The organism is Marinovum sp. J2-8, assembly GCF_055808435.1.
Genome location: NZ_JBVVRZ010000006.1, coordinates 182,758 through 206,412 on the forward strand (window position 1 = coordinate 182,758; position 23,655 = coordinate 206,412).

General features: G+C 60.1%; 22 protein-coding genes. 8 read left to right on the forward strand and 14 right to left on the reverse strand.

The window, feature by feature from the left end; all coding sequences use genetic code 11:
• From AC0L4F_RS17840 to AC0L4F_RS17860, 5 genes are all read right to left on the reverse strand, one after another.
• Complete coding sequence (locus AC0L4F_RS17840) at window positions 1–834, reverse strand: carbohydrate ABC transporter permease (RefSeq protein WP_244690733.1); 834 nt, start codon at window positions 832–834, stop codon at window positions 1–3.
• Between the two features lie 13 nt (window positions 835–847).
• Complete coding sequence (locus tag AC0L4F_RS17845; RefSeq protein ID WP_244690735.1) at window positions 848–1,795, reverse strand: carbohydrate ABC transporter permease; 948 nt, start codon at window positions 1,793–1,795, stop codon at window positions 848–850.
• A 68-nt stretch (window positions 1,796–1,863) separates the two neighbouring features.
• Window positions 1,864–3,126, reverse strand: coding sequence for an ABC transporter substrate-binding protein (locus tag AC0L4F_RS17850; RefSeq protein ID WP_244690737.1), 1,263 nt, complete (start codon window positions 3,124–3,126; stop codon window positions 1,864–1,866).
• Between the two features lie 34 nt (window positions 3,127–3,160).
• A complete protein-coding gene (locus AC0L4F_RS17855) occupies window positions 3,161–4,333 on the reverse strand; it encodes a mandelate racemase/muconate lactonizing enzyme family protein (RefSeq protein ID WP_244690739.1) in 1,173 nt (390 codons plus the stop codon).
• Window positions 4,326–5,231, reverse strand: a complete 906-nt coding sequence (locus AC0L4F_RS17860) for a dihydrodipicolinate synthase family protein (RefSeq protein ID WP_244690741.1) — start codon at window positions 5,229–5,231, stop codon at window positions 4,326–4,328. Before AC0L4F_RS17860 ends, AC0L4F_RS17855 begins: the two co-directional genes overlap by 8 nt.
• A gap of 98 nt (window positions 5,232–5,329) precedes the next feature.
• Here AC0L4F_RS17860 and AC0L4F_RS17865 point away from each other — a divergent pair, with 98 nt between their 5' ends.
• From AC0L4F_RS17865 to AC0L4F_RS17880, 4 genes are read left to right on the forward strand one after another with little or no spacing between them, the layout of a single operon-like run.
• Window positions 5,330–6,238, forward strand: coding sequence for a 2-dehydro-3-deoxygalactonokinase (locus tag AC0L4F_RS17865; protein WP_244690743.1), 909 nt, complete (start codon window positions 5,330–5,332; stop codon window positions 6,236–6,238).
• Window positions 6,235–6,582: a VOC family protein gene (locus AC0L4F_RS17870; protein ID WP_244690745.1), complete on the forward strand. Its 348-nt coding sequence runs from the start codon at window positions 6,235–6,237 to the stop codon at window positions 6,580–6,582. Before AC0L4F_RS17865 ends, AC0L4F_RS17870 begins: the two co-directional genes overlap by 4 nt.
• Window positions 6,583–6,594: 12 nt before the next feature.
• On the forward strand, window positions 6,595–7,479 hold the full coding sequence (locus AC0L4F_RS17875; RefSeq protein WP_244690747.1) for a DMT family transporter: 885 nt from the start codon (window positions 6,595–6,597) through the stop codon (window positions 7,477–7,479).
• Entirely contained in the window at window positions 7,476–8,906 is a 1,431-nt protein-coding gene (locus AC0L4F_RS17880; protein ID WP_244690749.1) for a sulfatase family protein, read from the forward strand. The genes AC0L4F_RS17875 and AC0L4F_RS17880 overlap by 4 nt, the downstream gene beginning before the upstream one ends.
• Window positions 8,907–8,971: 65 nt before the next feature.
• Here the strand turns inward: AC0L4F_RS17880 and AC0L4F_RS17885 are convergent, their stop codons facing one another.
• The 9 genes from AC0L4F_RS17885 to AC0L4F_RS17925 form a co-directional block, all read right to left on the reverse strand.
• Complete coding sequence (locus tag AC0L4F_RS17885) at window positions 8,972–9,733, reverse strand: SDR family oxidoreductase (RefSeq protein ID WP_244690884.1); 762 nt, start codon at window positions 9,731–9,733, stop codon at window positions 8,972–8,974.
• Window positions 9,734–9,735: 2 nt separating this feature from the next.
• Window positions 9,736–10,770: a zinc-dependent alcohol dehydrogenase gene (locus tag AC0L4F_RS17890; protein WP_244690751.1), complete on the reverse strand. Its 1,035-nt coding sequence runs from the start codon at window positions 10,768–10,770 to the stop codon at window positions 9,736–9,738.
• Window positions 10,767–11,501 carry a mandelate racemase/muconate lactonizing enzyme family protein gene (locus tag AC0L4F_RS17895; RefSeq protein ID WP_348524123.1) on the reverse strand — a complete coding sequence of 245 codons (735 nt, stop codon included), beginning with the start codon at window positions 11,499–11,501 and terminating at the stop codon, window positions 10,767–10,769. The genes AC0L4F_RS17890 and AC0L4F_RS17895 overlap by 4 nt, the downstream gene beginning before the upstream one ends.
• Window positions 11,438–11,869 (reverse strand): enolase-like domain-containing protein, encoded by a 432-nt coding sequence (locus AC0L4F_RS17900; protein ID WP_280520654.1) that lies wholly within the window; start codon window positions 11,867–11,869, stop codon window positions 11,438–11,440. Before AC0L4F_RS17900 ends, AC0L4F_RS17895 begins: the two co-directional genes overlap by 64 nt.
• Window positions 11,866–12,792 carry an ABC transporter permease gene (locus tag AC0L4F_RS17905; protein WP_244690753.1) on the reverse strand — a complete coding sequence of 309 codons (927 nt, stop codon included), beginning with the start codon at window positions 12,790–12,792 and terminating at the stop codon, window positions 11,866–11,868. The genes AC0L4F_RS17900 and AC0L4F_RS17905 overlap by 4 nt, the downstream gene beginning before the upstream one ends.
• A gap of 73 nt (window positions 12,793–12,865) precedes the next feature.
• Entirely contained in the window at window positions 12,866–13,837 is a 972-nt protein-coding gene (locus AC0L4F_RS17910) for an ABC transporter permease (RefSeq protein WP_244690755.1), read from the reverse strand.
• A complete protein-coding gene (locus AC0L4F_RS17915) occupies window positions 13,834–15,354 on the reverse strand; it encodes a sugar ABC transporter ATP-binding protein (RefSeq protein ID WP_244690757.1) in 1,521 nt (506 codons plus the stop codon). The genes AC0L4F_RS17910 and AC0L4F_RS17915 overlap by 4 nt, the downstream gene beginning before the upstream one ends.
• A 64-nt stretch (window positions 15,355–15,418) precedes the next feature.
• Window positions 15,419–16,393: an ABC transporter substrate-binding protein gene (locus tag AC0L4F_RS17920; protein WP_244690759.1), complete on the reverse strand. Its 975-nt coding sequence runs from the start codon at window positions 16,391–16,393 to the stop codon at window positions 15,419–15,421.
• Window positions 16,394–16,446: 53 nt separating this feature from the next.
• Window positions 16,447–17,907 (reverse strand): aldehyde dehydrogenase family protein, encoded by a 1,461-nt coding sequence (locus AC0L4F_RS17925; RefSeq protein ID WP_244690761.1) that lies wholly within the window; start codon window positions 17,905–17,907, stop codon window positions 16,447–16,449.
• A 145-nt stretch (window positions 17,908–18,052) separates the two neighbouring features.
• Here AC0L4F_RS17925 and AC0L4F_RS17930 point away from each other — a divergent pair, with 145 nt between their 5' ends.
• The 4 genes from AC0L4F_RS17930 (at window position 18,053) to AC0L4F_RS17945 (ending at window position 23,634) form a co-directional block, all read left to right on the forward strand.
• A complete protein-coding gene (locus tag AC0L4F_RS17930; RefSeq protein ID WP_244690763.1) occupies window positions 18,053–19,669 on the forward strand; it encodes a GMC family oxidoreductase in 1,617 nt (538 codons plus the stop codon).
• A 24-nt stretch (window positions 19,670–19,693) separates the two neighbouring features.
• Window positions 19,694–20,410 carry a FadR/GntR family transcriptional regulator gene (locus AC0L4F_RS17935; RefSeq protein WP_244690765.1) on the forward strand — a complete coding sequence of 239 codons (717 nt, stop codon included), beginning with the start codon at window positions 19,694–19,696 and terminating at the stop codon, window positions 20,408–20,410.
• A 218-nt stretch (window positions 20,411–20,628) separates the two neighbouring features.
• Window positions 20,629–22,152 (forward strand): sulfatase family protein, encoded by a 1,524-nt coding sequence (locus tag AC0L4F_RS17940; protein ID WP_244690767.1) that lies wholly within the window; start codon window positions 20,629–20,631, stop codon window positions 22,150–22,152.
• A gap of 180 nt (window positions 22,153–22,332) precedes the next feature.
• Entirely contained in the window at window positions 22,333–23,634 is a 1,302-nt protein-coding gene (locus AC0L4F_RS17945; protein WP_244690770.1) for an ABC transporter substrate-binding protein, read from the forward strand.
• Window positions 23,635–23,655: the final 21 nt, after the last annotated feature.

Below are 23,655 nucleotides of genomic sequence, written 5' to 3' on the forward strand. Positions count from 1 at the left end.
TTACTTCTCGGATCCGGCGGCGAGACCACCGACGAGAAACCGTTCAAGGAAAAGGTAGACGATGATGATCGGCACAGAGGCCATAAGCGAGCCGGCCATGATCACATTCCATTCGGTCACAAATTCGCCCTTGAGCGAGGCAATGCCCATCTGCAACGTCCAGTTTTCATCATTTGTCGTCAGGAAGGTGCGCCCGAACAGGAAGTCAGACCAGCTGACCACAAAGGCATAAAGCGCAGTTGCCGCAAGCCCCGGTGCCGCCACCGGCAGCACGATACGAAAGATCGTGCCAAGCGGCGAACAGCCATCCACCAATGCGGCCTGTTCCAGCTCTGGCGGGATGGTGTCGAAATATCCCTTCAGCATCCAGGTACAGAACGGCACGATCAATGTCGCCTGGGCAATCACCACCGACCAGAGCGACCCCACCAGGCCGACCGATTTGAAGATCGCAAACAGCGGAATGATCATCAGCGTCGCAGGCAGCATTTTCGAGGTCAGGATGAACAGGCCCAATCCGGTGCCACCCTTCAGCCGAAAGCGCGACAGCGCATAAGCGGCAAGGATCGACACCGCCAGCGACATGATCATGGTCGCCAGCGCGATCAGGATCGAATTCATGAACCACATCGCATAGGGATGTTTTGCCAGAATATCGCCAAACACATTCCACTGCGGCGCCGCGGGCCAGAATTGCGGCGGATAGGACCGCAGGTTGGTGGCGGGTTGCAGCGCCGTGACGATCATCCAGTAGATCGGGAACAACAGGATCGCACAGGCCGATATCGCCGCAGCATATAGGCCGAATGTGGCGAGGGGGGATCTTTTTTCCATAGTCTCGCTCTCCTCAGTGAACCGATTTGGCCATGCGGCCCACCAGCGCGCGGCTGATGATGGCACAGAATATCATGGTGATCACACCGACGGTTGCGCCCTGTCCCATGCGGAAGAATTCAAACGATTGTTCGAACGTCAGGATCGACAGCGTGGTTGTCGCGCCAATTGGCCCACCCTGGGTCAGCACGTGGATGATGGCGAAATCGCGGAACACCCAAAGCGTTGTCATCACCAGCGTCACACCAACCACCGGCAACATGTTGGGCATGGTGATATAGAAAAACCGCTGCCATGGGCCTGCGCCGTCCACCTTGGCGGCCTGAATCTGTTCTTCCGGGATGGATTGCAGCCCTGCAAGCAACATGATCGACATCAGGGGATAACCCTTCCAGATCATGACGAAACACACGGCGGCAAAGGCCGCACCGGGGTTCGAGGCAAATTGAATCGGCTCGGCCACAAAACCCAGCTTCAACAGGCTCCAGTTCACGACACCAAACGAACTGTCCAGCATCCAGGCCCAGATCACCGTCGCCACGACCTCTGGCACCGCCCAGGGCAGCGCCACGAACAGGCGCACGGCGGTGCGGCCACGGAATTTCTGATTGACCAGCATCGCAGTGGCAAAACCGATCACAACGGACAATCCGCCCACAACAGCAACCAGTTTGAAGGTCACCCAAATGGCGTGCCAGAATTCAGACGATCCAAACAGCCAGGCGTAATTCTTTAACGTCCAGGGTTCGCCAGTGGCCCCGACGCGGGCAATGCGCACGTCCTGAAGGCTGATATTCACCGACAAAAGGATCGGATAGACAATAATTCCGGCCATCAAAAGGACGGCGGGGGCAAGTAACAGATAGCCAAACTTGGCCCGGTGACGCGGGGCGCTGAAATCAATCGACGGGATCAACCCGGCCAGTGATCTGCCCTGCCGCTGTGTGCTGGTGTCGCTCATGTATTCATGGTCCTTATGTGGCCGGCATCCCGGGGAGGCACAGGATACCGGCCGATCAGACGCTCGGATCAGCCTTTGATCCGGGTGACTTCTTCTTGCAGGATTTTCGCGGCTTCTTCGGGCGAAAGATCCTTGATCATCATTTGTTGGGCCACATTAAAGAAGATTTTCACAACTTCATTGTTTTCCAGCTCCAAGCCTTTGGGAAGACGATCAACATTGGCCGCAGCGGCATCTGCGGCAGCAGCGGCCAGAACTTCGAACGATGGGTTGTCAGCCTTCAACTGGGTGTAATCCAGGCCCGGACGCGGCGCAGGTGTCTTGCCCCATTCGGCAAAGCGTTGCTGATATTTCTGCGATGCTGTCAGCTCGATGAAATCCCAGACCAACTGTTTCTTTTCGTCCGAAATATCCGACGGCATGCCAAGCACATTGGACGTGCCCCCCAGCGGCGGCGTAAACGGCGATTTGGCGATTTTCAGGTGCTGCTGCACTTCTGGCGCGGCACTGCGGAAGGTGTTGTTGATCCAGCCGCCATCGACGGTCATGCCCAGACGCCCCTCAAGCAGGAACTGGCGCACATCGGCCGATGTCAGCTCTTTTGGTGTCAGACCTTCGTCAAACAGCTGCTTCCAGCGGCGCAGACCTTCGATCACTTCGGGGCGGTCAAACGCCGGTTCGCCGTCAAGTGTCCAGCTGCCACCGGCATCCAGCACATAGTTCAGCGCCTCTTGCATCACGCTGGCATCACCCACAAACGGCAGAGCAATCCCCAGCTGGTCGTTGATGCCATCGCCATCGGTGTCTTTTTTCAGCTTGCGCGCCGCATCCAGATAGCTTTCCCAATCGGTGGGAATATCCAGCCCGGCCTCTTCAAACAGCTTCTCGTTATAGGCAAGCACAAACCCGGTATAGAGCAGCATGACACAGACGGTTTCGCCGTCCCATTCACAGGTCGATTGCCCGGCCCAGTCGGTCATGTCCATGCCGGCCTTTTCGATCCACGGGCCCAGCGGCTCCATCCAGCCCTCATTGGCGAAGGGTTGGAATTCAAACGCCGCCAGATGCACGATGTCGGGCGGGTTGCCGCCGGCAAACATGGTGAACATGGTGTTGGCATATTCGTCGCGCGACACCCGACTCATGTTGATGTCGACACCTTCGTGCGTGGCTTCGAATTCGGCGATGATTTCATTCCACCAATCGCCATAGCCCGGCTCGTCCTTCATCCAGCTGACAAAGGTCAGCGTTTCTGCGGATGCGGGCAGCGCGGTCAGCATTGTGCTGGCGGCCAGCAGGGCGCTGATTGCGGTTTTCCTTAGGGTTTTCATGACTTTCTCCTCCAAGTTGTCGTTCTGATAAGTGTTAGATCGTAAGAAGCGGTTTAAGATGCGCCATGCCGTCCTGGTTTGGCGTGACGCCATGACCGGCCGTGTCCGGGATCATGAACTGGCCGTTTTCGACGGGGGCCGCACCGTCCAGCAATGCGGCGTTGGGGCCATAAATGGTGTGCTGGAATTCATGTGCCTCGGCCCCGACGGCAAGCCCCGCCCGCAGGCTGGCAGACATGAAGATGCCCATGCCGATCGTGGCATGCGGGATCACCTGCGCGCCGGATTTGCGGGCGTGTTTGGCGATACGCATGAACTGGGTGATGCCGGTGTGGCCCATTTCGGGTTGCACAATCGCGGCCACACCTTCGCGGGCAATCACATCCCATTCCGTGCGCCATTCCTCGCCAAGTGCCAGCGGACAGGAAATCCCCTGCCCCACCTTGCCTTGGGCGGCGATGTCTTCCGGGGCGACCGGGGCCTCAAGGAACCAGGGATCAAAAGGCGCAATCTCGTTTGCCAGGGCAATCGCTTCGTCGGCGGAACAGGTCCAATGCACATCTACCGCGATTTTCTGGGCATCCCCCAAACCATTGCGCAGGCTTTCGAATTCACCGCGCACATCCCCCGCGTCACTATGGCTGACCGGGATTTTGACCATGTCAAAACCCTTGGCCTGCCAGCTTTGCGCCAGTGCCAGCCGGGTTTCCTTTGTCGGTTCCGGAAGACCGGAGACATAGGCCGGAATATGGCCCGCACCACCCTTGCCCAGGGCGCTCTGAATGCTGTCGCCGCCACTGCGGGAATACAAATCCCACAGCGCAATATCCAATGCCGCCAGGGTATCGGCCAGATAGCCACCCCAATAACCACGCACGCGCTGCAATTCATAAAGCTTGTCCCAGGTTTCATCGGGGCGCATCGGGTCGAGCATTTTGAGGTATGGCCCCAAAAGATCCTCGACCAAAGCCGCGACAATCCCCGGCGCAACCAGACCATAGGTTTCACCCCAGCCGACAGCGCCGTCGCTGTCGGTCAGCCGCACCACAACCGACCGGTCCATCCGCGGATAGACCGTGCCGTTGAACCGGCGCACGATATGATGTGTGCCAAGCGCAAATTCACCGTCCCCCAGATCGCCAAGATAGGCGGTGCCGCGTTTTCGCTCGAAGGCAAAGACATCAATCTTTTCAATACGCTTATGCATCTGCCAGCTCCGGTGTCATGGCGGCGCGTTCATAAAGTTCCAGCGCCAGCTCCTGCAATTCCTTGTCCATCTCGGGCAGAAGTTCGCGCACGTCGTCACAGTCAATCAAGCCGCGATTTTTCAGGATCAGCTTGGTCAACCGCATCCGGTACGGCGCCTGAATCAGCAACAGCGGCAGGCTACGCTCATAAAGCCGCAGCGCCTCGGCGCGGTCATGGGCCGTATAGGCGCGCATCAGGGCGACATGCAGTTCCAGCAATTCGATGGCCGGCATCGTGGCAATCGCGCCGCGATCCAGTTCTTCCAACAGATAGCGCGCGCCACCACCGCCAATCACCCCGTCCAGATCCGGGCCACAGCCCGCCACCAACTGCGACACCTTGGGGCCAGAGGGGATGCCCTCTTCCTTGACATAGCGGATGGCGGGGATTTCCGCGGCCAGGGTCAGCATGTCATCGGCGCTGAGGTCGGCACCGCGCGGCTTGAACAGGTTTTGCAGAATGATCGGGCGGTCCGCGCCCAGGGCATCGGCGATCCGGGCGAACCATGTGCCGGTCTCTTCGCCCATGGCGGGCACGGCCATCGCCATGACGCCATCGGCCCCGGCCTCGGTCGCCATCTTGGCGATTTCGACCATTTCGGCGGGATCGGCAGAGTTCACCCCGGCGATCACCGGCAGGCGATCCTTGGCCATTCGGGCAACAAGACCCAGACAACTGCGCCGTTCATCGGTGGTCAGGAAAAGATCTTCGCTGGCCACACCCGGGAATACGAGAGCCGAGGCGCCGGCCTCGATTGCATGGGTGACCACCCGTTTCAAAGACAACTCGTCCGTCTGGCCATTTTGGTCAAATGGGGTCGGTACGATGGGCAAGACACCCTTTAGCGATCTACTCATAGTGTATTCCCAATATATGCAACTGACGTTTCATAGTTGAAACATAGATGAGAAATTCGTAGCCTGTCAACGCGTTTTGCAGAAAAAGGATTCCAACCATGCCAGACATCTCTTTCATCGCGGTCGATTGGGGCAGCTCGTCTTTTCGGGCTTGGGCCATGGATCAAACCGGTGCCGTGATCGATGGGCGCAACGGGCCGGACGGCCTTAGGACGGTTGAAAATAAACAGTTTTCCAGCGTCCTCGCCCGGCACTGCGCCGATTGGTTCGCCGCCGCGCCAAAGGCCCCGGTCCTGATGCAGGGCATGGTCGGGTCGCGCACGGGCTGGGTCGAAGCGGCCTATGCCCCCTGTCCGGTGCGGTTTTCGCAAATCGCCGAGCAAGCCACAGTTTTCGAGGACAACGGCCGTCAAATCGTGATTTTGCCCGGCGCAACCGCCGAAGATGACACCGGCGGCAACGATGTGATGCGCGGCGAAGAGGTCCAGATCTTTGGCGCAGCGGCGCTGACCGGACGCGACAGCGCCACCATCTGCATCCCCGGCACGCACAGCAAATGGGCCTATCTGGCGCAGGGCGCGCTGACCGGATTTCGCACCTTTGTCACCGGCGAATTGTATCAGATCCTGCTGAACAACAGTCTGGTGGGTGCGCTGGCAACCGGCGACAGCTTCAACGAGGCGGCCTTTCGGCGCGGTCTTGATCGCGGCGCGGCCCAGCCCCTGTCACATGCGGTATTCGCCGCACGCGCCAGCACGCTGACCGGCACGCTCGCCCCCGAGGACGTCGCATCGCTGATGTCGGGTGTCCTGATCGGTTCGGAATGCGCGGCCCAGGACATCACGGGACCGGTGTTGCTGATGGCCAGCGGGGTGCTCGCGCAACGATACGAGGCCGCCTTGACCCATTTCGGCACGGATTTCGACAAGGTTGATGCCGATGATGCCACCCTCGCGGGGTTGACCCATGCCGCGCGCGGTCTCTGGCCGCAGCGGGTTGCCGCATGAGTGACGCGCCAGAGCTGACATTGAACCATGTCGCCATTGCCGCGCCCGATCCCGAAAGCAGCATGGCGTTTTATGCCGCTTTCGGGTTTCAGCCGGGGTTCACCCGCCGCGATGACACCGGCCAGATCACGCTGCAACAAATGTGGCGGGGCGCGGTGTTTGTCGAACTTCTGGCCGACACGGACGCCTGTGCGCCCGGTCATTTCGGCCTGCACACCGCCGACATTGCGCCGCTGCTGTCGCATTTGGCACAGCAGGGGATCACGCCGCTGCATCCGCCCCGGCGCGGGGTTTCCGGCGTGCTGTGGACGTTCTTTCGCGACCCGGCCTGGCAATATGGTTGAGGTAACGTCACCTTGGCCGAGCTGAAATCAAACCGGCTGGGGCTGGACAGCGGCCAATCCTTTGCGCTGGTTGCGCTGTTCAGCGGCGTCGCCTCTGGTGTTGCGCTAAAGACCATCGGCCCCATCCCCTCTGGCGAGGCGATCGCCATCCGATCCTTGCTGGCCTTTGGCTTGATCGCGGCGATCGTGGTCGCGCGCCGCCCTTCCGCAGACCGGTTGATTGGCCGCCGCGGATTGGTGCGGGCGATGCTGGATGCCTTGGCGGGGCTGACCTTTTCGCTGGCGATCTTTGAAATCCCGCTCTCGCTTCTGGCAAGCATCCACGCGACCCTGCCGGTGATTTCGGTGATCCTGTCCGGCATCCTGCTGAAAGAGCGCCTGCGCCCCGGCAATTGGATTGCACTGGCGCTGGCCTGTGGCGGCACCTTGCTGATCCTGCAACCGGGGCTGTCGTTTTCACCGCTGGGGGTGACACTTGCACTGGTTTCGACATTGGCCTATGCCTTCCGCGACATCACCACCAGATTGCTGCCGCCGCAAACCGATACATTTCGTATTGCTCTGATCGCGCTTGCCATGGCGGGGGGTGTGGCGGCGATGCTGCCGTCCGAGGGCGGATGGGTCTGGCCCAGCGCCCTTGATTATATGCTTTTGACATTGGCGGCGATTGGGTTCGTGGCTGCCAATGTGTTGATCATTGCGGCCCTGCGTCGGTCCGAACTCAGCCGCATTGCGCCGCTTCGCTATTCCAGCGTGCTGTGGTCGTTGGCCTTTGACGCCGCGATCTGGGGGTATGTCCCCGGTCTGGCCGGGGCGGTCGGGATCATTCTGATCCTGCTGGCCGGAACCGTTCAGATGCGCACACATTCCACAAAACCACATAGGGACACATTATGACAACTCCGCCCAATATCCTCTTTCTTCTGCCTGACCAGCTGCGCCCGGATTTTCTTGGCTGTTATGGCGCGGATTTTCTGCGCACCCCGGCGATTAATTCACTGGCCGCACATGGCCGCCGGTTTGATGCCGCGATTTCGCCGTCGCCGATCTGTGTGCCTGCGCGGGCCTCGATGTTGACCGGGCAACACGCCCATTCCACCGGAATCATGCATAATATGGGCTGGCTGCGCCCCGACCGCCGCGCCATGGGCATTCAGACCTGGCCCGAAATCCTCTCGGCTGCGGGGTATTACACCGCTGCGATTGGCAAGATGCATTTCTATCCCTGGGATCTGTCCGAAGGTTTCCAACACCGCATCATTGGCGAAGACAAACGCCATATTCATGTGCGCGATGATTATCATCATGCGCTGGTGTCCGAAGGCAAGGCCAAGCTGCACGGCAAGGACATGCCGGGCTATTACGAAACCAAGGGCGCCGGCACCAATCCGTTGCCTGATCATCTGCAACCGGATCGCTGGGTGGCCCATCGGGCGGCGGATCATCTGCGCACGCTCAAGGGCAATCAACCATTTGCCATGATGGTCGGCTTTCCCGGGCCCCATTGCCCCTATGATCCACCCGCAGAGGAACTGTCGCGGGTTGATCCGGCCGCCATGCCAAAGGCGCTGCCGCGCACCGAAGAAAGCGAAAAGCATCTGCCCGGTCTGGTGGCGGGCTACAAACGCGATTGGGCGGATCTGGATTACAGCACGCTCACCGACGACCAAATCCGCGCCATCCGCCATCATTACGCGGTGTCGGTCGAACGGCTGGACGAAGACGTCGCAATGCTGATCGACACCCTGCGCGAGACCGGAAAACTGGACAATACGATCATTGTCTTTGCCTCGGATCACGGCGATTACCTTGGCGATTTCGGCCTGATGGGCAAAGGCTTCTTTCACGAAGCCTCTATTCGTGTGCCGATGATTGTTGCCGATTTCCGCGCGCCAGAGCATGGGGCCGGGGTGGAACCCGCGCCGGTGTCCCTTCTGGACATTTTCTCCAGCTTTATCGACTGGGCCGGGCTGGACCCCGCCCCGCAGGCCCAGGGCCGGCCGCTGGACGACCCGGATGCAAATCGCACGATTGCCGGCGCGACCTCGAATGGCTTCATGCTGCGCGATGCGCGTTGGAAACTGGTGCGCTATGCCAATGGCGTTCAGGCCCTGTTCGATCTGGAAACCGACCCCGGCGAACAGGTCAATGTGATGGACGCCCATCCCGACATAACCGCCCGGCTTGATCTGGCTTTGACCCAAAGCCTGTTGGATGGCTTTGCCGTCGGCCATGCCGACAAAATGGTGCCGGATGCCAAATCGCCGCCCGAAGGGGCGTTTCATGATCGCTATTGGCAACGCCCCTATCCGGCGCACGGCTAAGACCGCCCGCCGGTAGACCGGTGTTTGGTTGGGTCGGCAGAAACCTCTTCTGCCGACCCGTTATCTCAGCGGCCCATCCAGCCGCCATCGACGACCAGGATCTCGCCGTTGACATAATCCGACGCCGGGGATGCAAGGAACACGGCCGGGCCTGCGAAGTCCTGGGGGGTGCCCCAGCGACCGGCGGGGATACGTTCGAGGATGGATTTCGACCGGTCGGGATCGTCCTGCAACGCCTGGGTGTTGTCGGTGGCGATATAGCCGGGTGCGATGGCGTTGACGTTCACGCCCTTGCCCGCCCATTCATTGGCCAGCGCCTTGGTCAACTGGCCGATGCCGCCTTTGGACGCCGCATAGCCCGGCACCGTGATGCCGCCCTGGAAGGTCAGCAGCGAGGCGGTAAAGATGATCTTGCCCCGGCCCCGTTCCACCATGCCACGGCCGATTTCACGGCTGAGCACGAATTGCGCCGACAGGTTGACCTCGATCACCTTATCCCACCAATCGTCGGGATGTTCCGCCGCCGGTTTGCGTTTGATGGTGCCGGCATTGTTCACAAGGATGTCGGGCGCGATGCCGTCAGCCTCCAGCTGGGCGGCAAAGGCGATCACGGCAGCACGGTCCGAGAAATCGCATTGATAGGCGGTGAACTTGCGCCCCAGCGCGGTCACGGCCTGTTCGACCTCGGAACCGGGGGCGAGCGTGGCACTGACACCGACGATATCGGCGCCAGCCTGTGCAAGCGCTTCGGCCATGCCGCGCCCGATGCCGCGCTTGGCACCGGTGACAACGGCGGTCTTGCCGCTCAGATCAAAGCTGCTCAACACGCTCATGCCGTTTCTCCGACCTTGATCAGGCTTTTCAGCGCGGTCGGGCTGGCGTCCAGCGCCTCGAAGGCCTTTTGAATATCGCCCAGCGGGCTGACATCGGTGATGACCGTATCCGCGTCGATCGCGCCCTTGGCCACCAATTCGATCGCCTTGTCGTAATCTTCGGGCTCATAGACCCGCGCGCCGATCAGCTTCAGCTCGCGCCAGAAGAACTGGAACATGTCGACAACCGGCTTTTTCGCATGGATCGCCACCATGCAGATGCGCCCGCGTGTGGCCGCGACGGCGGTCATCGCGTCGACACCGGGTTGCGAGCCGGAGACCTCGAACACGACTTCCGCGCCCTTGCCACCGGTGCGGCCCTCGATCTCGGCCTTCAGGTCGGTTTCCATCGGGTTGACGGTGTCAAAGCCCAGCTGCTCTGCGATTTTCAGACGGTGCGGATTGACCTCGGAGATCACAACCTTGCCGCCCGCATCCCGCGCCACCATGGCAACCAGAATGCCGATGGGGCCGCCGCCGATGACGACAACATCCTCGCCCGCCTGAAGCCCGGCCATGCGCACATCGTGACAGGCCACGGCCACCGGTTCGATCAACGCCGCATGGTCCAGCCGCATCCCGTCGGGCAGGGCGTGCAGGGTGAAGGCCGGCACATTCCACAGCTGTTGCAACGCGCCATCGGTGTCGAGCCCGATGAATTTCAGGTTGTGGCTGATGTGATGATACCCCGCCTCGGTCGCCGGATTGGGCGCGCCGGGGTCCAGCGGGCGCACAACAATGGCGTCGCCTTCGGACCAGCCCTCGACGCCATCGCCCACAGCCGAAATCACGCCGGACATCTCATGCCCGAGAATGCGCTCAAAGCCGACACGGGCGTCCATATTGCCGTGATAGGCATGCAGATCGGTGCCGCAGATGCCGCAATAGGCAACCCGCACCTGAACCTCGCCAGCCGCAGGGGGCCGCGCTTCGATCTCTTTTACTTCAAAAGTTTTGTTGCCGCGATAATAGGCGGCGGTGATGGTGCTCATCCGTTCAAGTCCTCATGTGCTGCGTTCAGTTTATCCCAGTCGAATTCCACGCCCGTGCCCGGTGTGTCGGGGGCCACGGCCATGTGATCCTCGACCACCAGCGGGCGGTGGGTGTATTCGTCGATGGGGAAGGAATGGACCTCGATCCAGCCGGGGTTGGGCTGGGCCGAAACAAGGCTGACGTGCAGTTCCTGCATCCCGTGGCTACAGACCGGCATATTGTGCTTGCGGCTCAGCGCGGCGACCTGAAGCCAACCGGTGATGCCGCCGCAATTGCTGGCGTCGGGCTGGATGAAGGCCAGCCGCGCATCGTCGAAGGCATATTCGAATTCGTGGATCGTATGCAGGTTTTCCCCCATCGCCAGCGGCATGCCTGTTTCCTCGGCAATGCGGCCAAAGCCCTTGTAATCATCGGGGATCGTCGGCTCTTCGAACCAAGTCAAGTCATAAGGCGCAAAGGCACGTGCGGCCGCGATCGCCTGGTCGACGCTCATCGCGTAATTGGCATCCACCATAAAGGCCACGTCGGGCCCGATCAATTCGCGCACTGCCTTGATCCGGGCGACATCATCGGCCAGATCGGGCTGGCCGATCTTGATCTTTACCCCGTTGAAGCCGCGCGCAAGATAGCCGCGCACACTGTCCAGAAGTTTGGGCAGCGGAAAGTTCAGGTCGATCCCGCAGGCATAAGCGCGACAGCGATTGTCGGTGCCGCAACGGCCATTTTCCACAGCGGTTGGCCCGTGCGCTTGCCGCGCAGATCCCACAGCCCGATATCCACCGCCGAAATCGCAAAAGACGCCACACCGCCGCGCGCAACATAATGCATATGCCATTGCATCGCTTCATAAAGCGCCTCGACATCCTCGGCATCGCGCCCCACCAGGAACGGCGCGAGATCATGGGTGATCATGGCCACAATCGCATGGCCGCCGCGCCCGCCGGTATAGCTGTAGCCGGTGCCGTGACTGCCGTCCTCCAGCGTGACGGTGGCGGTGATCAGTTCGAAGTGCGTGTGATCCCCGTGTTTGGCATCGCTCAGAACTTCGGCAAGTGGCACGTTGAACAGGCGTGCTTCGACGGATGTGATCTTGGTCATTGGGTGGCTCCCTTGGAACGTCTGGCCAGGTGGCTTTGTAGCAGGATCACGACAAAGAGGAATCCACCTCTGATCACCATCTGCCAATAGGCGCTGAGGCTGATGACGCCCCGGCCATTTTCGAAATTGAGGATGTTGAACACCAGTCCCAGAAGCAGCGCCCCGGCAACCGTTGCCCCGACGGACCCCATGCCGCCGGTCAAAAGCGTGCCGCCCACCACAACCGAGGCAATGGCCGAAAGTTCCCATCCCACGCCCTCAAGCGGTTGGCCCGCGCCAAACCCAGAGGCCAGAAACACCCCGGCCATCCCGCCGCAGCCGCCGCTGAGGACATAGACAAAGATCTTGGCGCGATTGACGTTCAAACCCATCATGGTCGACGCATCTTCGCCGCCGCCAATGGCCAGCACGGTGCGGCCAAGCGATGTACGCTCCAGCACGATCCAGAGGCCGACAACCACCACAGCGGTGATGACAATGGTCCAGGGCAAGAGGTTGAATGCCTTTTCCATGCCCAGCTTGGTAAAGTTTAACTCCCAGTCGATGGAAATGGTCTGGGCCCCGGAAATGACCAGCGCCCCGCCCTTGGCCCCCAACATGGTGGCAAGTGTCGCGATAAACGGCGGTATCCGCATCAGGACGACAAAAACCGCGTTCAGCCCGCCAATGGCCAGCCCCGCCATGACCGCCCCCGGCAGCGCAACCTGAATGCCATAGGGCGACAGATAGGCCGCCACCACAGAGGTAAAGGCCGCAACCGAGCCAACCGAAAGGTCAATGCCCCCGGTCAGGATGACAAAGCACATGCCAACGGAAATGACGATGAACATCGCATTATAGTTGAGGAAAGAAGAGATATTATAGGCCCCGCCGAAGTTTTCGTAGCGCAGCAATCCAAACAGGATCATTGCAACCAGAACCACCCAGACCCCGAAGGAATGCCCGCCAGGCCTGAAGAAACCGGCGCAGGTCAAATGCGTTTGTGTCCAGCATGGTCTACTCCTTGCGCGCTTGCTGTAGGTATACAGCGGCGATGATGATACCGGCCTTGGCGATCAGCGCGACTTCGTCGGCGATGCCGTTGGCCAGCAATGTGTATTTCACCAGCTGAATGATCACCGCGCCCAGCACGGCGCCAAAGATCGGGGCGCGCCCGCCCTGCAACAGCGTACCGCCCACCACGGCGGCGGCGATGGCGTCAAGCTCCATCAGGTTGCCGATGCGCGCGGCATCAGAAGCCGAGTTGATCGCCACGACAATCAATCCCGCAAGACCCGAAAGCCCGGCACAGATGACATAGGCGCCGATTTTGACCCGGTGGACCGGAATGCCCGACAGCCGCGCGGCGCGTTCATTGCCGCCCACGGCCAGCAATTGCCGCCCGAAGACCGACCGTGTCACCATCCAATAGAGGACCACCGCGATCAAAAGCACCAGCCAGCCCTGAAACGGCAGGCCCAGAACCTTGCCCGTGCCCAGATAGCTGAAGGAAGGATTGGTAAAGGTTTGCAGATTGCCGTTGGTCATCACCTGCGCCAAACCGCGCCCGGAGATGAAGAAAATCAGCGTCGCAACAATGGGTTGCACGTTCAGATAGCTGACCAGCACACCGTTGAACACCCCACAGCACAGCGCCACAAGGATCGGCACGATGATCGAGGCCACCAGCCCCAATGTCGGATTTGCGGCTGCGAATTCTGACAGGAAAATCAGCGGTGCCAGCGCACCGGACAGGGCCATGATCGCGCCGACGCTCAGGTCGATGCCCCCGGTCGAGATCACCAGCGTCATGCCCATCGCCACAATGGCGATTGTCGCAACCTGGCTGATGTTGACGAACAATGTCTGCGCATGCAGGAAATTCGGAGTCACCAACAGGTTAAACAGCAAGATGCCCCCCAGCGCACAGAGGGCGCCGTGGCGAGTCGGGTCAAACCCCGCCCGCATCAAGGTAAGCGTTCGTGTCACGCGGCGCTCCTTTCATGGTGGTGCGCGATAGCGCCGATCAAGGCACCTTCGGTAATGCCGGGGTTTTGCAATTCACTGACCGAGCGGCCATCTTGCAGCACAACAATGCGATCAGCGCCTTCGACAAGCTCTTCGAATTCGGAACTGATCAGAAGCACCGCCAAACCGTCGGCGACCTGTTTGCGAATGATGGATTGGATCTCGAATTTCGCGCCGACATCGACGCCACGGGTGGGTTCGTCCAGGATCAGGATCTCGGGCTCCAGCGCCAACCACCGGGCCAGAAGCACCTTTTGCTGATTGCCGCCTGACAATTCGCGGATCGGCTGTTCCATCCCCGACGTCTTGATCTGCAAGGCCTCAATATAATGTGCGACCAGTTTGCGCTCGCGCTCGCGGTCGACCGCGCCCATTCGGGTGAGCTTCGGCAACAGCGCAAGGGTGATGTTTTCGCGCACTGACATATGCGGGATGATGCCGTCGGCCTTGCGGTCCTCGGTCAGGAACCCCATGCCAAGCGCAATCGCCTGTGCCGGCGTGTCCAGCGCCGCGCCGGAATGATGCCGCACCTGGCCGTCGCTCAGCGCATCAAGACCAAACACCGCCCGCGCCGCTTCTGTCCGGCCCGATCCCAGCAACCCGCCAAGACCGACGATTTCGCGTTTGCGGATGGTAAAGGATGCATCGCGCAGACCGGATTTGCTGCGCAGGCCCTTGGCCTCCAGCAAAACTTCGCCCGGTTCACCATGTCCACCCGACAGCGCCGTCAGGCCAGCGGCCTGAATTTCGCTGGCATCGCGGCCCAGCATTTCCGAGACCAGCCCCAGCTTTGTGGTTTCGGCCACGTCATGGGTCGCCACGGTCTGGCCATCCCGCATGATGGTGACCCGGTCGCAGATCTGGTACAATTCGTTCAGGAAGTGCGAGATATAAAGCACCGCCACGCCCGAGGCCTTCAGCCCCTTGACCACGGAAAACAGCGTTTCGATTTCCTGATCATCCAGCGATGATGTGGCTTCGTCCATGATCACCAGCTTGGCATCCAGCGACACCGCCCGTGCAATGGCGACAAGCTGCTGGATCGCGGTGGAATAGCTGCCCAATTGGCGCGTCACATCCACGTCGACGCCAAACCGCGCAAGGATTTCACGGGTGCGCGCATGGGCGGCCTTCCAGTCGATCAGACCCAGCCGCGTGCGCGGCTCGTATCCCATGACGACGTTTTCAGTCACACTGCGCAGCGGAACAAGGCTAAGTTCCTGATAGATCGTGGCAATCCCGGCATCCTGGGCTTCGCGCGGGGTGGTGATCGCCAGCGGCGTGCCGTTCATCTGCACATCACCCGCGTCGCGGCGATAGACGCCGGTCAGGATCTTGATCAAGGTCGATTTGCCAGCGCCATTCTGGCCGATGATTGCATGGACCTCGCCTGGGCGGATCGCAAGGCTGGCATCCTGCAAGGCAACAATCCCGGCAAAGGATTTCCCGATGCCCGTCATTTTGATAAGGTCAGTCATGTGGTATCCGATCAATGAAGTGGCCGGAGGACGCGCAGGGGTCTGCGTCCTCCGGCCTGATGCCTTAGTAGGCTTCGTCGATGTGGTCGGCGGCGTTGTCCTGTGTGAACACGCGGTCCTTGACCTGAACCCAGCCGGGGATCTCTTCGCCAGCTGCGTATTTGTTCATCACTTCACAGGCGAGCGGCCCGAAGAAAGGCGAGCTTTCCACTGTGACGCCCATCTTGCCATCAATGATCGCCTGAAGCGCATCACGTGTGCCGTCGATCGACACGATGGTCACGTCTACGCCCGGCTTGCGCCCGGCCAGTTCCAGCGCCTGAATGGCCCCGATCGCCATTTCGTCGTTGTGGGCATAAACCACATTCACGTCCGGGTGCGCCTGAAGCAGGGTTTCCATCACCTGCCGACCCAGATCGCGGGCGAAATCGCCGGTCTGGCTGGCCACGATTTCGAACCGGTCATCTTCGGCGATACGGTCATCGAACCCTTTTTTGCGATCATTCGCAGGCGAGGACCCGGTGGTGCCTTCCAGCTCGACGATCACACCTGCATCGCCGTCGAAATTCTCGATCAGCCATTCTGCGGCGCGCTTGCCCTGGTCAATGAAGTCAGAGCCGAGGAAGGCCACGAAATGCTCGCCCGGTTTTGCAACATTCGGATCAACCGAACGGTCAACAAGGAATGTCGGGATGCCCGCGGCCTTGGCTTTCATCACAGCAGGGATCAGCGGCTTTTCTTCGCGCGGCGGCAGGAACAGCACGTCGATGCCCTGGGCAATCATCGAATCCACGTCAGCAACCTGTTTCGCGGCAGAACCGGCCGCATCGGTGGCGATCAGATCCCAGTTACAGGCCTCTGCCGTGTCGTGAAAGGATTTGGTTTCCGCAATGCGCCATGGGTTGTTGGATTCCATCTGCGCAAAGCCGACTTTGTAGCGCTCTTTCTGCGCCAGTGGCGGTGTGTCCGCCGTGGCGATCCCGGCACTGAATGCCACCAGCGCCGACAGCGCAGTGCCCAGAATAATACGTCGTTTCATGTCATTTCCTCCCAGAAATTGCGGCGTTTCTTGTTTGGCCGCGGCGAACCGGATCAACCCCAGTTCATGTAAAGGGTCTGCTTGCGCAGATACCCGTCGAAACCATATTTGCCGTCTTCTCCGCCCAGTCCCGAATGGTTCCAGCCATTGTGAAAGGCCTGAAACTGTTCACCATTTGCGCGGTTGACATAAATCTCGCCAAAGTTGAGCCGATACGGCGTCTGCATCAGGCGGCGGTGATTTTGGGTGAAGATATAGGCCGAAAGCCCATATTCGGTGTCATTGGCCAGCCGCAGCGCCGTGTCGAAATCCGGCACGCGCACCGCTGGAACCACGGGGCCAAAAACCTCTTGTTCGATAACGGGCGAGCTATTGTCCTTCAGTTCCAGCACGGTGGGGGCATACCAATGGCCCTTGGCATATTTGCCTTCGGTCAGTGGCCCACCCTCAAGCAGAACTTCGGCGCCCTGCGCGACCGAGGCGTCGACAATCGACTTGATCTTGTCGATCTCCGGTCCGCTGACCTTGGGCCCCATGTCCGGGTCTGTCATCGGATCACCGATGCTCAGCGCGCGCGAGGCCGCAACGAATTTCTCAAGGAATTCGTCGGCGATGTCCTGATGCAGATACATCCGTTCGTTGCAGGTGCAGATCTGGCCGCAATTGGTGTAACGCGCGGTCACCGCCGCCGCCACGGCCTTGTCGATTTCGGCGTCTTCCATCACGATGAAAGGGGCCTTGCCACCCAGTTCCAGCCGCAGAACCTTCATACCGTCGGCTGCGGATCGGAAAATCTCGCGCCCGGCGCGGTTGCTGCCGGTCATGGTGATCAGGCCGGTGCCCGGATGATCCACCAGCGCCTGTCCCACAACCGCGCCGCGCCCGGTCACCACATTCAGCACACCGGCGGGAATGCCCGCCTGTTCCGCCAAAGCCGCGATGAAAAGACCCGAAAACGGCGTGATCTCATGTGCCAGCAGAACAAAGGTGTTGCCCGCGACCAGCGCCGGACCAATTTTGCGCGCCGCCAGTGCGGCAGGATAGTTCCAGGCCGTCAAACCGACCACCACACCATAGGGATGGCGGCGGATATAGATTTCTTCGTTCGGGTTGTCAGAGGTGATGATGTCACCCTCGATCCGCCGCGCGCCTTCGGCAGCATGTTCAAGGAACCCGACGACGGCGCCAACCTCGCCCCGCGCTTGGCTGATCGGCTTGCCCTGTTCGCGGGTGATCAGCACCGCAAGATCCTCTGCCCGTTCCGACACCAGGCTGGCCAGCTTTCGCACCGCGCGGCCGCGTTCAATCGCCGGGCGTGCGGCCCATGCGGGCTGGGCGGCCTGCGCGGCAGCAACGGCGCGCGCGGCATCATCCGCCGTGCCATCGGGAATCGTGCCGATAAATGACTGGTCGGCGGGGTTCTCGACCTCGATCACGGCATCCGGACGGGGCGCAACCCACTGACCGCCAATGAGCATCTGGGCATCGAGGGTTGTGGCGGGTGCGAAATCCATTTGTCATCCTTTGGTACGACTAAAGTTATCGAAACATCCGCTCAAAAACCGCATCCGTCAACAGAATATTTCAGTTCTTGCAAATTTTTTGATATTCTGCCTTCATGACAGAAGATTTTGGTACGTCTAAATATGGGAGGCCGTTATGCAGGAATTTGACCATATCGTCATCGGTGGCGGCGCTGCCGGATGTGTGGCCGCCGGGCGACTGGCCTCGGACGGGGGGGCAAAGGTGCTGTTGCTGGAGGCAGGGTATTCCAACCGTCATCCGCTGCTCGACATGCCGCCCGGCATCTTCAAGATGATCAATGGCACCCGCTTCATGCGATATCACAAGACCGTGCCACAGGCGCATCTGGATGGGCGGGTGCATGACATCCCCCAGGGTCACGTGCTGGGCGGGGGGTCATCCGTGAATGCCCAAGTCTATATGCGCGGGCGGCCCTCGGATTACGACGAATGGCACCAGCTTCTGCACGGCTCCAACAATCCCGTCGACTGGAGCTGGGAGGCCGTTCTGCCGCATTTCCGGCGGATGGAGGGCAACAACCGGCTGATGAACACGCATCACGGCGCGGATGGCCCCCTGTTGGTGTCGGACCCGGGGCATATCGACGGCATGTCACGCCGGTTTGTGCAGGCGGTTCAGGAACTCGGCCTGCCCTTCAGCCATGATTTCAACGGCCCCCAGCAACGCGGCGTCGGATTTTATCAATTCATGAATCGCAATGGCCGCCGGTCCTCTGCCGCTTATGCTTTTGTCACACCACAAGAGAACAACCCGAATCTGACAGTCCGGCTTCAGGCCGAAGTGTCGCGGATTGATGTCGAAAACGGGCGTGCGGTCGGGGTCACCTATCGCGACAAGACCGGCGAACATCGCGTCAGATGTTCCGGTGAGGTCGTGCTCTCTGCCGGGTCGCTGATCACGCCGAAATTGCTGATGCTGTCCGGGATTGGTCCGGCGGACCATCTTGCCGAACACGGCCTGCCCTGTATTGCCGACCTGCCCGGCGTGGGTCAGAACCTTGTTGATCATCCCGAAGTGCCGATCATTTCGCGCGCCAACGGACCTTATGGTTATTATAAACAGGGCGACGGCTGGCGCATGTTGCGCAACGGGTTGCAGTTCAAACTGTTTGGCACCGGGCCTGTCACCTCGGCTGGGGTCGAAGCAGGTGCCTTTGTCAATCCGGCGGACCCTGATGGCGAACCGACAATTCAGGCCTTTTGCGTGCCCATTGTCTATGTGGATCGTGACACCCGCGATCTGGTCGAAGACGGGCACGGGCTGACCATCACCACCGTTGTGGTCAAACCCCGGTCGCGCGGCGAAGTGCGGCTGGCCTCTGCCGATCCTGCCGCGATGCCGCTTGTATCGCCCAACCTGTTGCAAGACCCCGCCGATATGGCGGATATGATCGCCGGTCAGCGGTATTTCCTGCGCGCATTTGAACAAAGCCCGCTGGCCACGCATATCGACCGGGTGATGCTGCCCGCGCCCGAGGACCGCGACGATGCCGGCCTGCGCGCCCATTGCAAACGCTTTGTGAAAACCAACTATCACCCTGCCGGAACCGCCCGCATGGGGCGCGACAATGATCCCATGGCGGTTCTTGATCCGCGGATGCGGGTGCGGGGGATCGACGGATTGCGCGTTTGCGACCTCTCGGCTATGCCGAACATCAACGCCGGAAACACCCAAGCCCCGGCAATGATGCTCGGGGACAGGTGCGCCGATCTGATAATGGATGTAATCTAGGCACAGCCGAGGACGGAGACCTTCATGCCAGAGATCAGCGTTAACAAATCGGGCCGCGCCGCAGATACGGTGGTGCGCCAGCTGTCAGAGAAAATTCAATCTGGCGAATACACCGATGGCACCCCCCTGCCGCCAGAGCGGCTTTTGATGGAAGAATTCGGCATCAGCCGGACCGTGGTGCGCGAAGCGGTTCAGGCGCTGTCCAAACAAGGCATGCTTGAGGCCCGCCCCCGCCACCGCCCGATTGTGCGCAAGCCCGGCTATGACGCCGCGATTTCGGCGATGGAAACCGTGGTCAGCCATCTTTTGAACAATTCCGGCGGTGTGAAAAACCTGTTCGACACCCGCATCCTGGTCGAAGGCGCCCTGGTCCGGCAGGCTGCGCAACAGGCACAACGCGACGACATCGCCGCGTTGAAATCCGCGCTTGAGGCCAACGGCGCCGCCATCGACGACAGCGAGGAATTCTATCGCACCGACCGCGCCTTTCATGCCCTGCTCTATGAAATCTCGCACAATCCGGTGCTGCCCTCGCTGCACAAGGCCTATGTCACCTGGCTTGCGCCGCAATGGTCGCGAATGCCGCGCCTGCCCGAACGCAACCGCGTAAACTATGAGGCGCATGTGCGGATCTTTGACGGTATCCTGATGCGCGACCCCGACGCCGCCGAGGCCGCACTGCGGACGCATCTGGAACAAGCCTGGAGCCAGGTTTGCGAAACCTTTGGCGAAGATCTCTGATCTGAACATCCTATCGGGCAACACCGGACTGAGCTGAACTGGACTGCGCTGGGCTGGACTGAGTTGAGCTGGGCCGCAAAACGCACCGGCATTGCACCCGGCCGACGGCATTCAAAAATGCGGAATTGCATTTATTGCAATAAAATCTAAATTCTCCGCACCGGCCATGGCCCCGAACCGCCATACCGGCCCTTTTTCAGACAAATGGATGTGAATTGATGACCGACAGCCAAAAACGTGCCCCCAATATCCTCTTCATCATGTGCGATGACCATGCCGCACAGGCCATTGGGGCCTATGGCTCGCGTTTGAACGAGACACCGAACATTGATCGGATCGCGCAGGACGGTGTTCGGCTGAACAATTGTTTTGTCACTAATTCGATCTGTACGCCCAGCCGGGCCGCGATTTTGACCGGTCAGCACAATCACATCAACGGTGTGACGACGCTGGACACGCCATTTGACACGCGCCGCCCGCATCTGGGCAAACATCTGCAACAGGCGGGCTACCGCACGGCGATGATCGGCAAATGGCATCTTGGCGAAGGGCCGGACCATGAACCGACAGGCTTTGATCATTGGTCTGTTCTGCCGGGCCAGGGCGATTATTTCGACCCCGAATTCATCGGCCCCAAGGGCCGCGCGCGCGAGCCCGGATATGTGACCGATCTGATCACCGACAAATGTCTGGATTGGATGAAGCAGGACGATGACCGGCCTTTTTTCCTGATGTGCCATCACAAGGCCCCGCATCGGAATTTCGCGCCGCATCCGAAAAATCGCGGGCTGTACACCGACATTGATATTCCGGTGCCCGACAGCTTTGACGACGATTATGCCACCCGGTCGCAAGCGGCAAAAGAAGCGCGCATGCGGGTGCGCAATGATTTTGAATATGAAGATCTGGGTCTGGCGCAACCCGAAGGCGGGGCCGAGGTCGGCGAAATCCATTTCGAGGGCAAACCGGGGCGCAAGGTGCCGCACCCCGACGACCCGACCGGGCTGCGCCTGATCGACACCAACACCGGCGAGGTGTTCACCTTTGACAGCGAACGGGAATTGGCGCTGTTCAAATATCGCCGTTACATCCAACGCTATCTACAATGTGTGGCCTCGGTGGACGAAAGCGTCGGTCGGCTGCTCGACCATCTGGAGGCAACCGGACAGGCCGAAAATACCATTGTGATCTATACCTCGGATCAGGGGTTTTTCCTGGGCGAACATGGCTGGTTCGACAAACGGTTCATGTACGAAGAATCGCTGCGAATGCCGTTTTTGATTCGCTACCCCAACGGGTTGGCGGCCGCCGAACGCGACGAGATGATCTGCAATGTCGATTTTGCGCCGACGCTGCTCGATTTTGCCGGGGCAAAAGTGCCGAGCTATATGCAGGGGCGCAGCTTTCGACCCTGTCTTGAGGGCACCACGCCCGAGGATTGGCCAGATGCGGTTTACCACCGGTATTGGATGCACCGCGACAACAGCCATCAAGCCTTTGCCCACTATGGTCTGCGCAACCAACGCTACAAGATCATCCATTGGTACAATGACGGTCTGGGCCATCTGGGAACGGGCGAAAAGACCGATCCGCCGGAATGGGAATTGTTCGATCTCGAATCAGATCCAAGCGAATTGGTGAACCTGTGGGATGCGCCCGAACATGGCGAGGTCCAGGAACGGATGCTTGCGGCGCTGGAAAACCGAATGCAGGAAATCGGCGACATCCCAGAGCACCGTTAGGTGCTCTTAATGGGTTGTAAGTAAAGTCAAAAATCCTCCTCCATCCAGATAATGTACAAAAAAGCAAAAAAAACACTTTACGCATTTTGAGTTCAGTCATAACGTTATGGCGACGACAGGGAGACCAGCGTGCCAGCCAGGGAACGGCACCAGGACATCGTCGCAATGGAGGAGGAAAATATGACTTTTACCCAGAAATCCGGCGTCGGACGGCGCACCATTCTTGGCGCGCTTGCTGCGGGCACAATGCTAAGCCCGTTCGGGATTGGCGCGGCACATGCTGCTGACATCTCGGGCGAGTTGGTGATGATCAACTGGCTTGCCGGCGCCCAGGGCGAGATGATGGAGGCGCTGCAGGCGGATTTCGTCGAAAAGAACCCCGACATCACCTTTCGCAACATCGTGCCGACGTCGTCCGGCGACACCCGTGGCGGCATCCGCACCGTTCTTTTGGGCGGCGAACAGGCCGATCTGTTGATCAACACATGGCCCGCCTTCCGCCAGGAGCTTCTAGATGCCGGGATGATCCTGCCGGTCGATGAAGCCTGGGAAGAAAACAACTGGGGCGATCTGCTGGCCGACAGCTGGAAGGATCTGTCGAGCATTGATGGCGTAAACTATGGCGTCACCTACACATTTGGCGACCGTTCGGGCATTTGGTACAAGACCGATTCAATGGAAAAGGCCGGCATCACGCCGCCCGAAACCTGGGACGATTTCATCGCCGGATTTGACAAGCTGAACGCAGCCGGCATCACGCCGGTGTCGATCCCGGCCAAGATCTGGGCCCATGCGGAATGGTTTAAATCGACGCTTCTGCGGGTGGCGGGCGCGGATTTCATGTCCAAACTTGCCAGACACGAAGTGCCCTGGACCAGCCCCGAGGTTGTGACCACTTTCGAAAAACTGGCCGAGATGCTGAATGCGAACTGCTGCACCGACCCCAACACAATGCTGGCCTCGATCTGGCGGGATTCGGCGGACACCACGCTTTTGACCGGGGAATCCGGCTATATGCTGATCGGCATGTGGCTGAACACCCGCGCAAAACAGGAATACGGCTTCGAGCCGGGCAAGGATTTCGACATCTTCCAATATCCGGCCATGGGCATGGGATATGACAATCAGTCGATGGTGGACGCCAAGGAATTCAACGTGTTGTCGTCGGTCAAGAACGTCGATGCGGCCAATGCATTCATGGGCTACATGCTGACACCCGACGCGGCCAAGATCATGGCCGATTTCGGTCTCGCCTCGCCATCCAGCGCGGTTGATCCTGCGATCTATGACCCGGTTGTGCAGCGCGCGGTCAACGAGGTGCTGAAAGCCGAAAAAGTGCATTTCGTGCTGGGCGATCTGTTGCCGGGTGATCTGGTGCATGAATACCGGATTCAGATCCAGAAGTTCCTTCAGGATCCGTCGGACGAGACCATCGCAGCGGCGGTCCAGAAGATCGAAGACGTCGCGAACGATTCCTACTGAGATGACGGACACAACGACAAG

Coding starts and splice junctions, on each gene's coding strand:
- AC0L4F_RS17840 (WP_244690733.1), bottom strand. CDS start 834: ATGGAAAAAAGATCCCCCCTCGCCACATTCGGCCTATATGCTGCGGCG.
- AC0L4F_RS17845 (WP_244690735.1), bottom strand. CDS start 1,795: ATGAGCGACACCAGCACACAGCGGCAGGGCAGATCACTGGCCGGGTTG.
- AC0L4F_RS17850 (WP_244690737.1), bottom strand. CDS start 3,126: ATGAAAACCCTAAGGAAAACCGCAATCAGCGCCCTGCTGGCCGCCAGC.
- AC0L4F_RS17855 (WP_244690739.1), bottom strand. CDS start 4,333: ATGCATAAGCGTATTGAAAAGATTGATGTCTTTGCCTTCGAGCGAAAA.
- AC0L4F_RS17860 (WP_244690741.1), bottom strand. CDS start 5,231: ATGAGTAGATCGCTAAAGGGTGTCTTGCCCATCGTACCGACCCCATTT.
- AC0L4F_RS17865 (WP_244690743.1), top strand. CDS start 5,330: ATGCCAGACATCTCTTTCATCGCGGTCGATTGGGGCAGCTCGTCTTTT.
- AC0L4F_RS17870 (WP_244690745.1), top strand. CDS start 6,235: ATGAGTGACGCGCCAGAGCTGACATTGAACCATGTCGCCATTGCCGCG.
- AC0L4F_RS17880 (WP_244690749.1), top strand. CDS start 7,476: ATGACAACTCCGCCCAATATCCTCTTTCTTCTGCCTGACCAGCTGCGC.
- AC0L4F_RS17890 (WP_244690751.1), bottom strand. CDS start 10,770: ATGAGCACCATCACCGCCGCCTATTATCGCGGCAACAAAACTTTTGAA.
- AC0L4F_RS17900 (WP_280520654.1), bottom strand. CDS start 11,869: ATGACCAAGATCACATCCGTCGAAGCACGCCTGTTCAACGTGCCACTT.
- AC0L4F_RS17915 (WP_244690757.1), bottom strand. CDS start 15,354: ATGACTGACCTTATCAAAATGACGGGCATCGGGAAATCCTTTGCCGGG.
- AC0L4F_RS17920 (WP_244690759.1), bottom strand. CDS start 16,393: ATGAAACGACGTATTATTCTGGGCACTGCGCTGTCGGCGCTGGTGGCA.
- AC0L4F_RS17925 (WP_244690761.1), bottom strand. CDS start 17,907: ATGGATTTCGCACCCGCCACAACCCTCGATGCCCAGATGCTCATTGGC.
- AC0L4F_RS17930 (WP_244690763.1), top strand. CDS start 18,053: ATGCAGGAATTTGACCATATCGTCATCGGTGGCGGCGCTGCCGGATGT.
- AC0L4F_RS17935 (WP_244690765.1), top strand. CDS start 19,694: ATGCCAGAGATCAGCGTTAACAAATCGGGCCGCGCCGCAGATACGGTG.
- AC0L4F_RS17940 (WP_244690767.1), top strand. CDS start 20,629: ATGACCGACAGCCAAAAACGTGCCCCCAATATCCTCTTCATCATGTGC.
- AC0L4F_RS17945 (WP_244690770.1), top strand. CDS start 22,333: ATGACTTTTACCCAGAAATCCGGCGTCGGACGGCGCACCATTCTTGGC.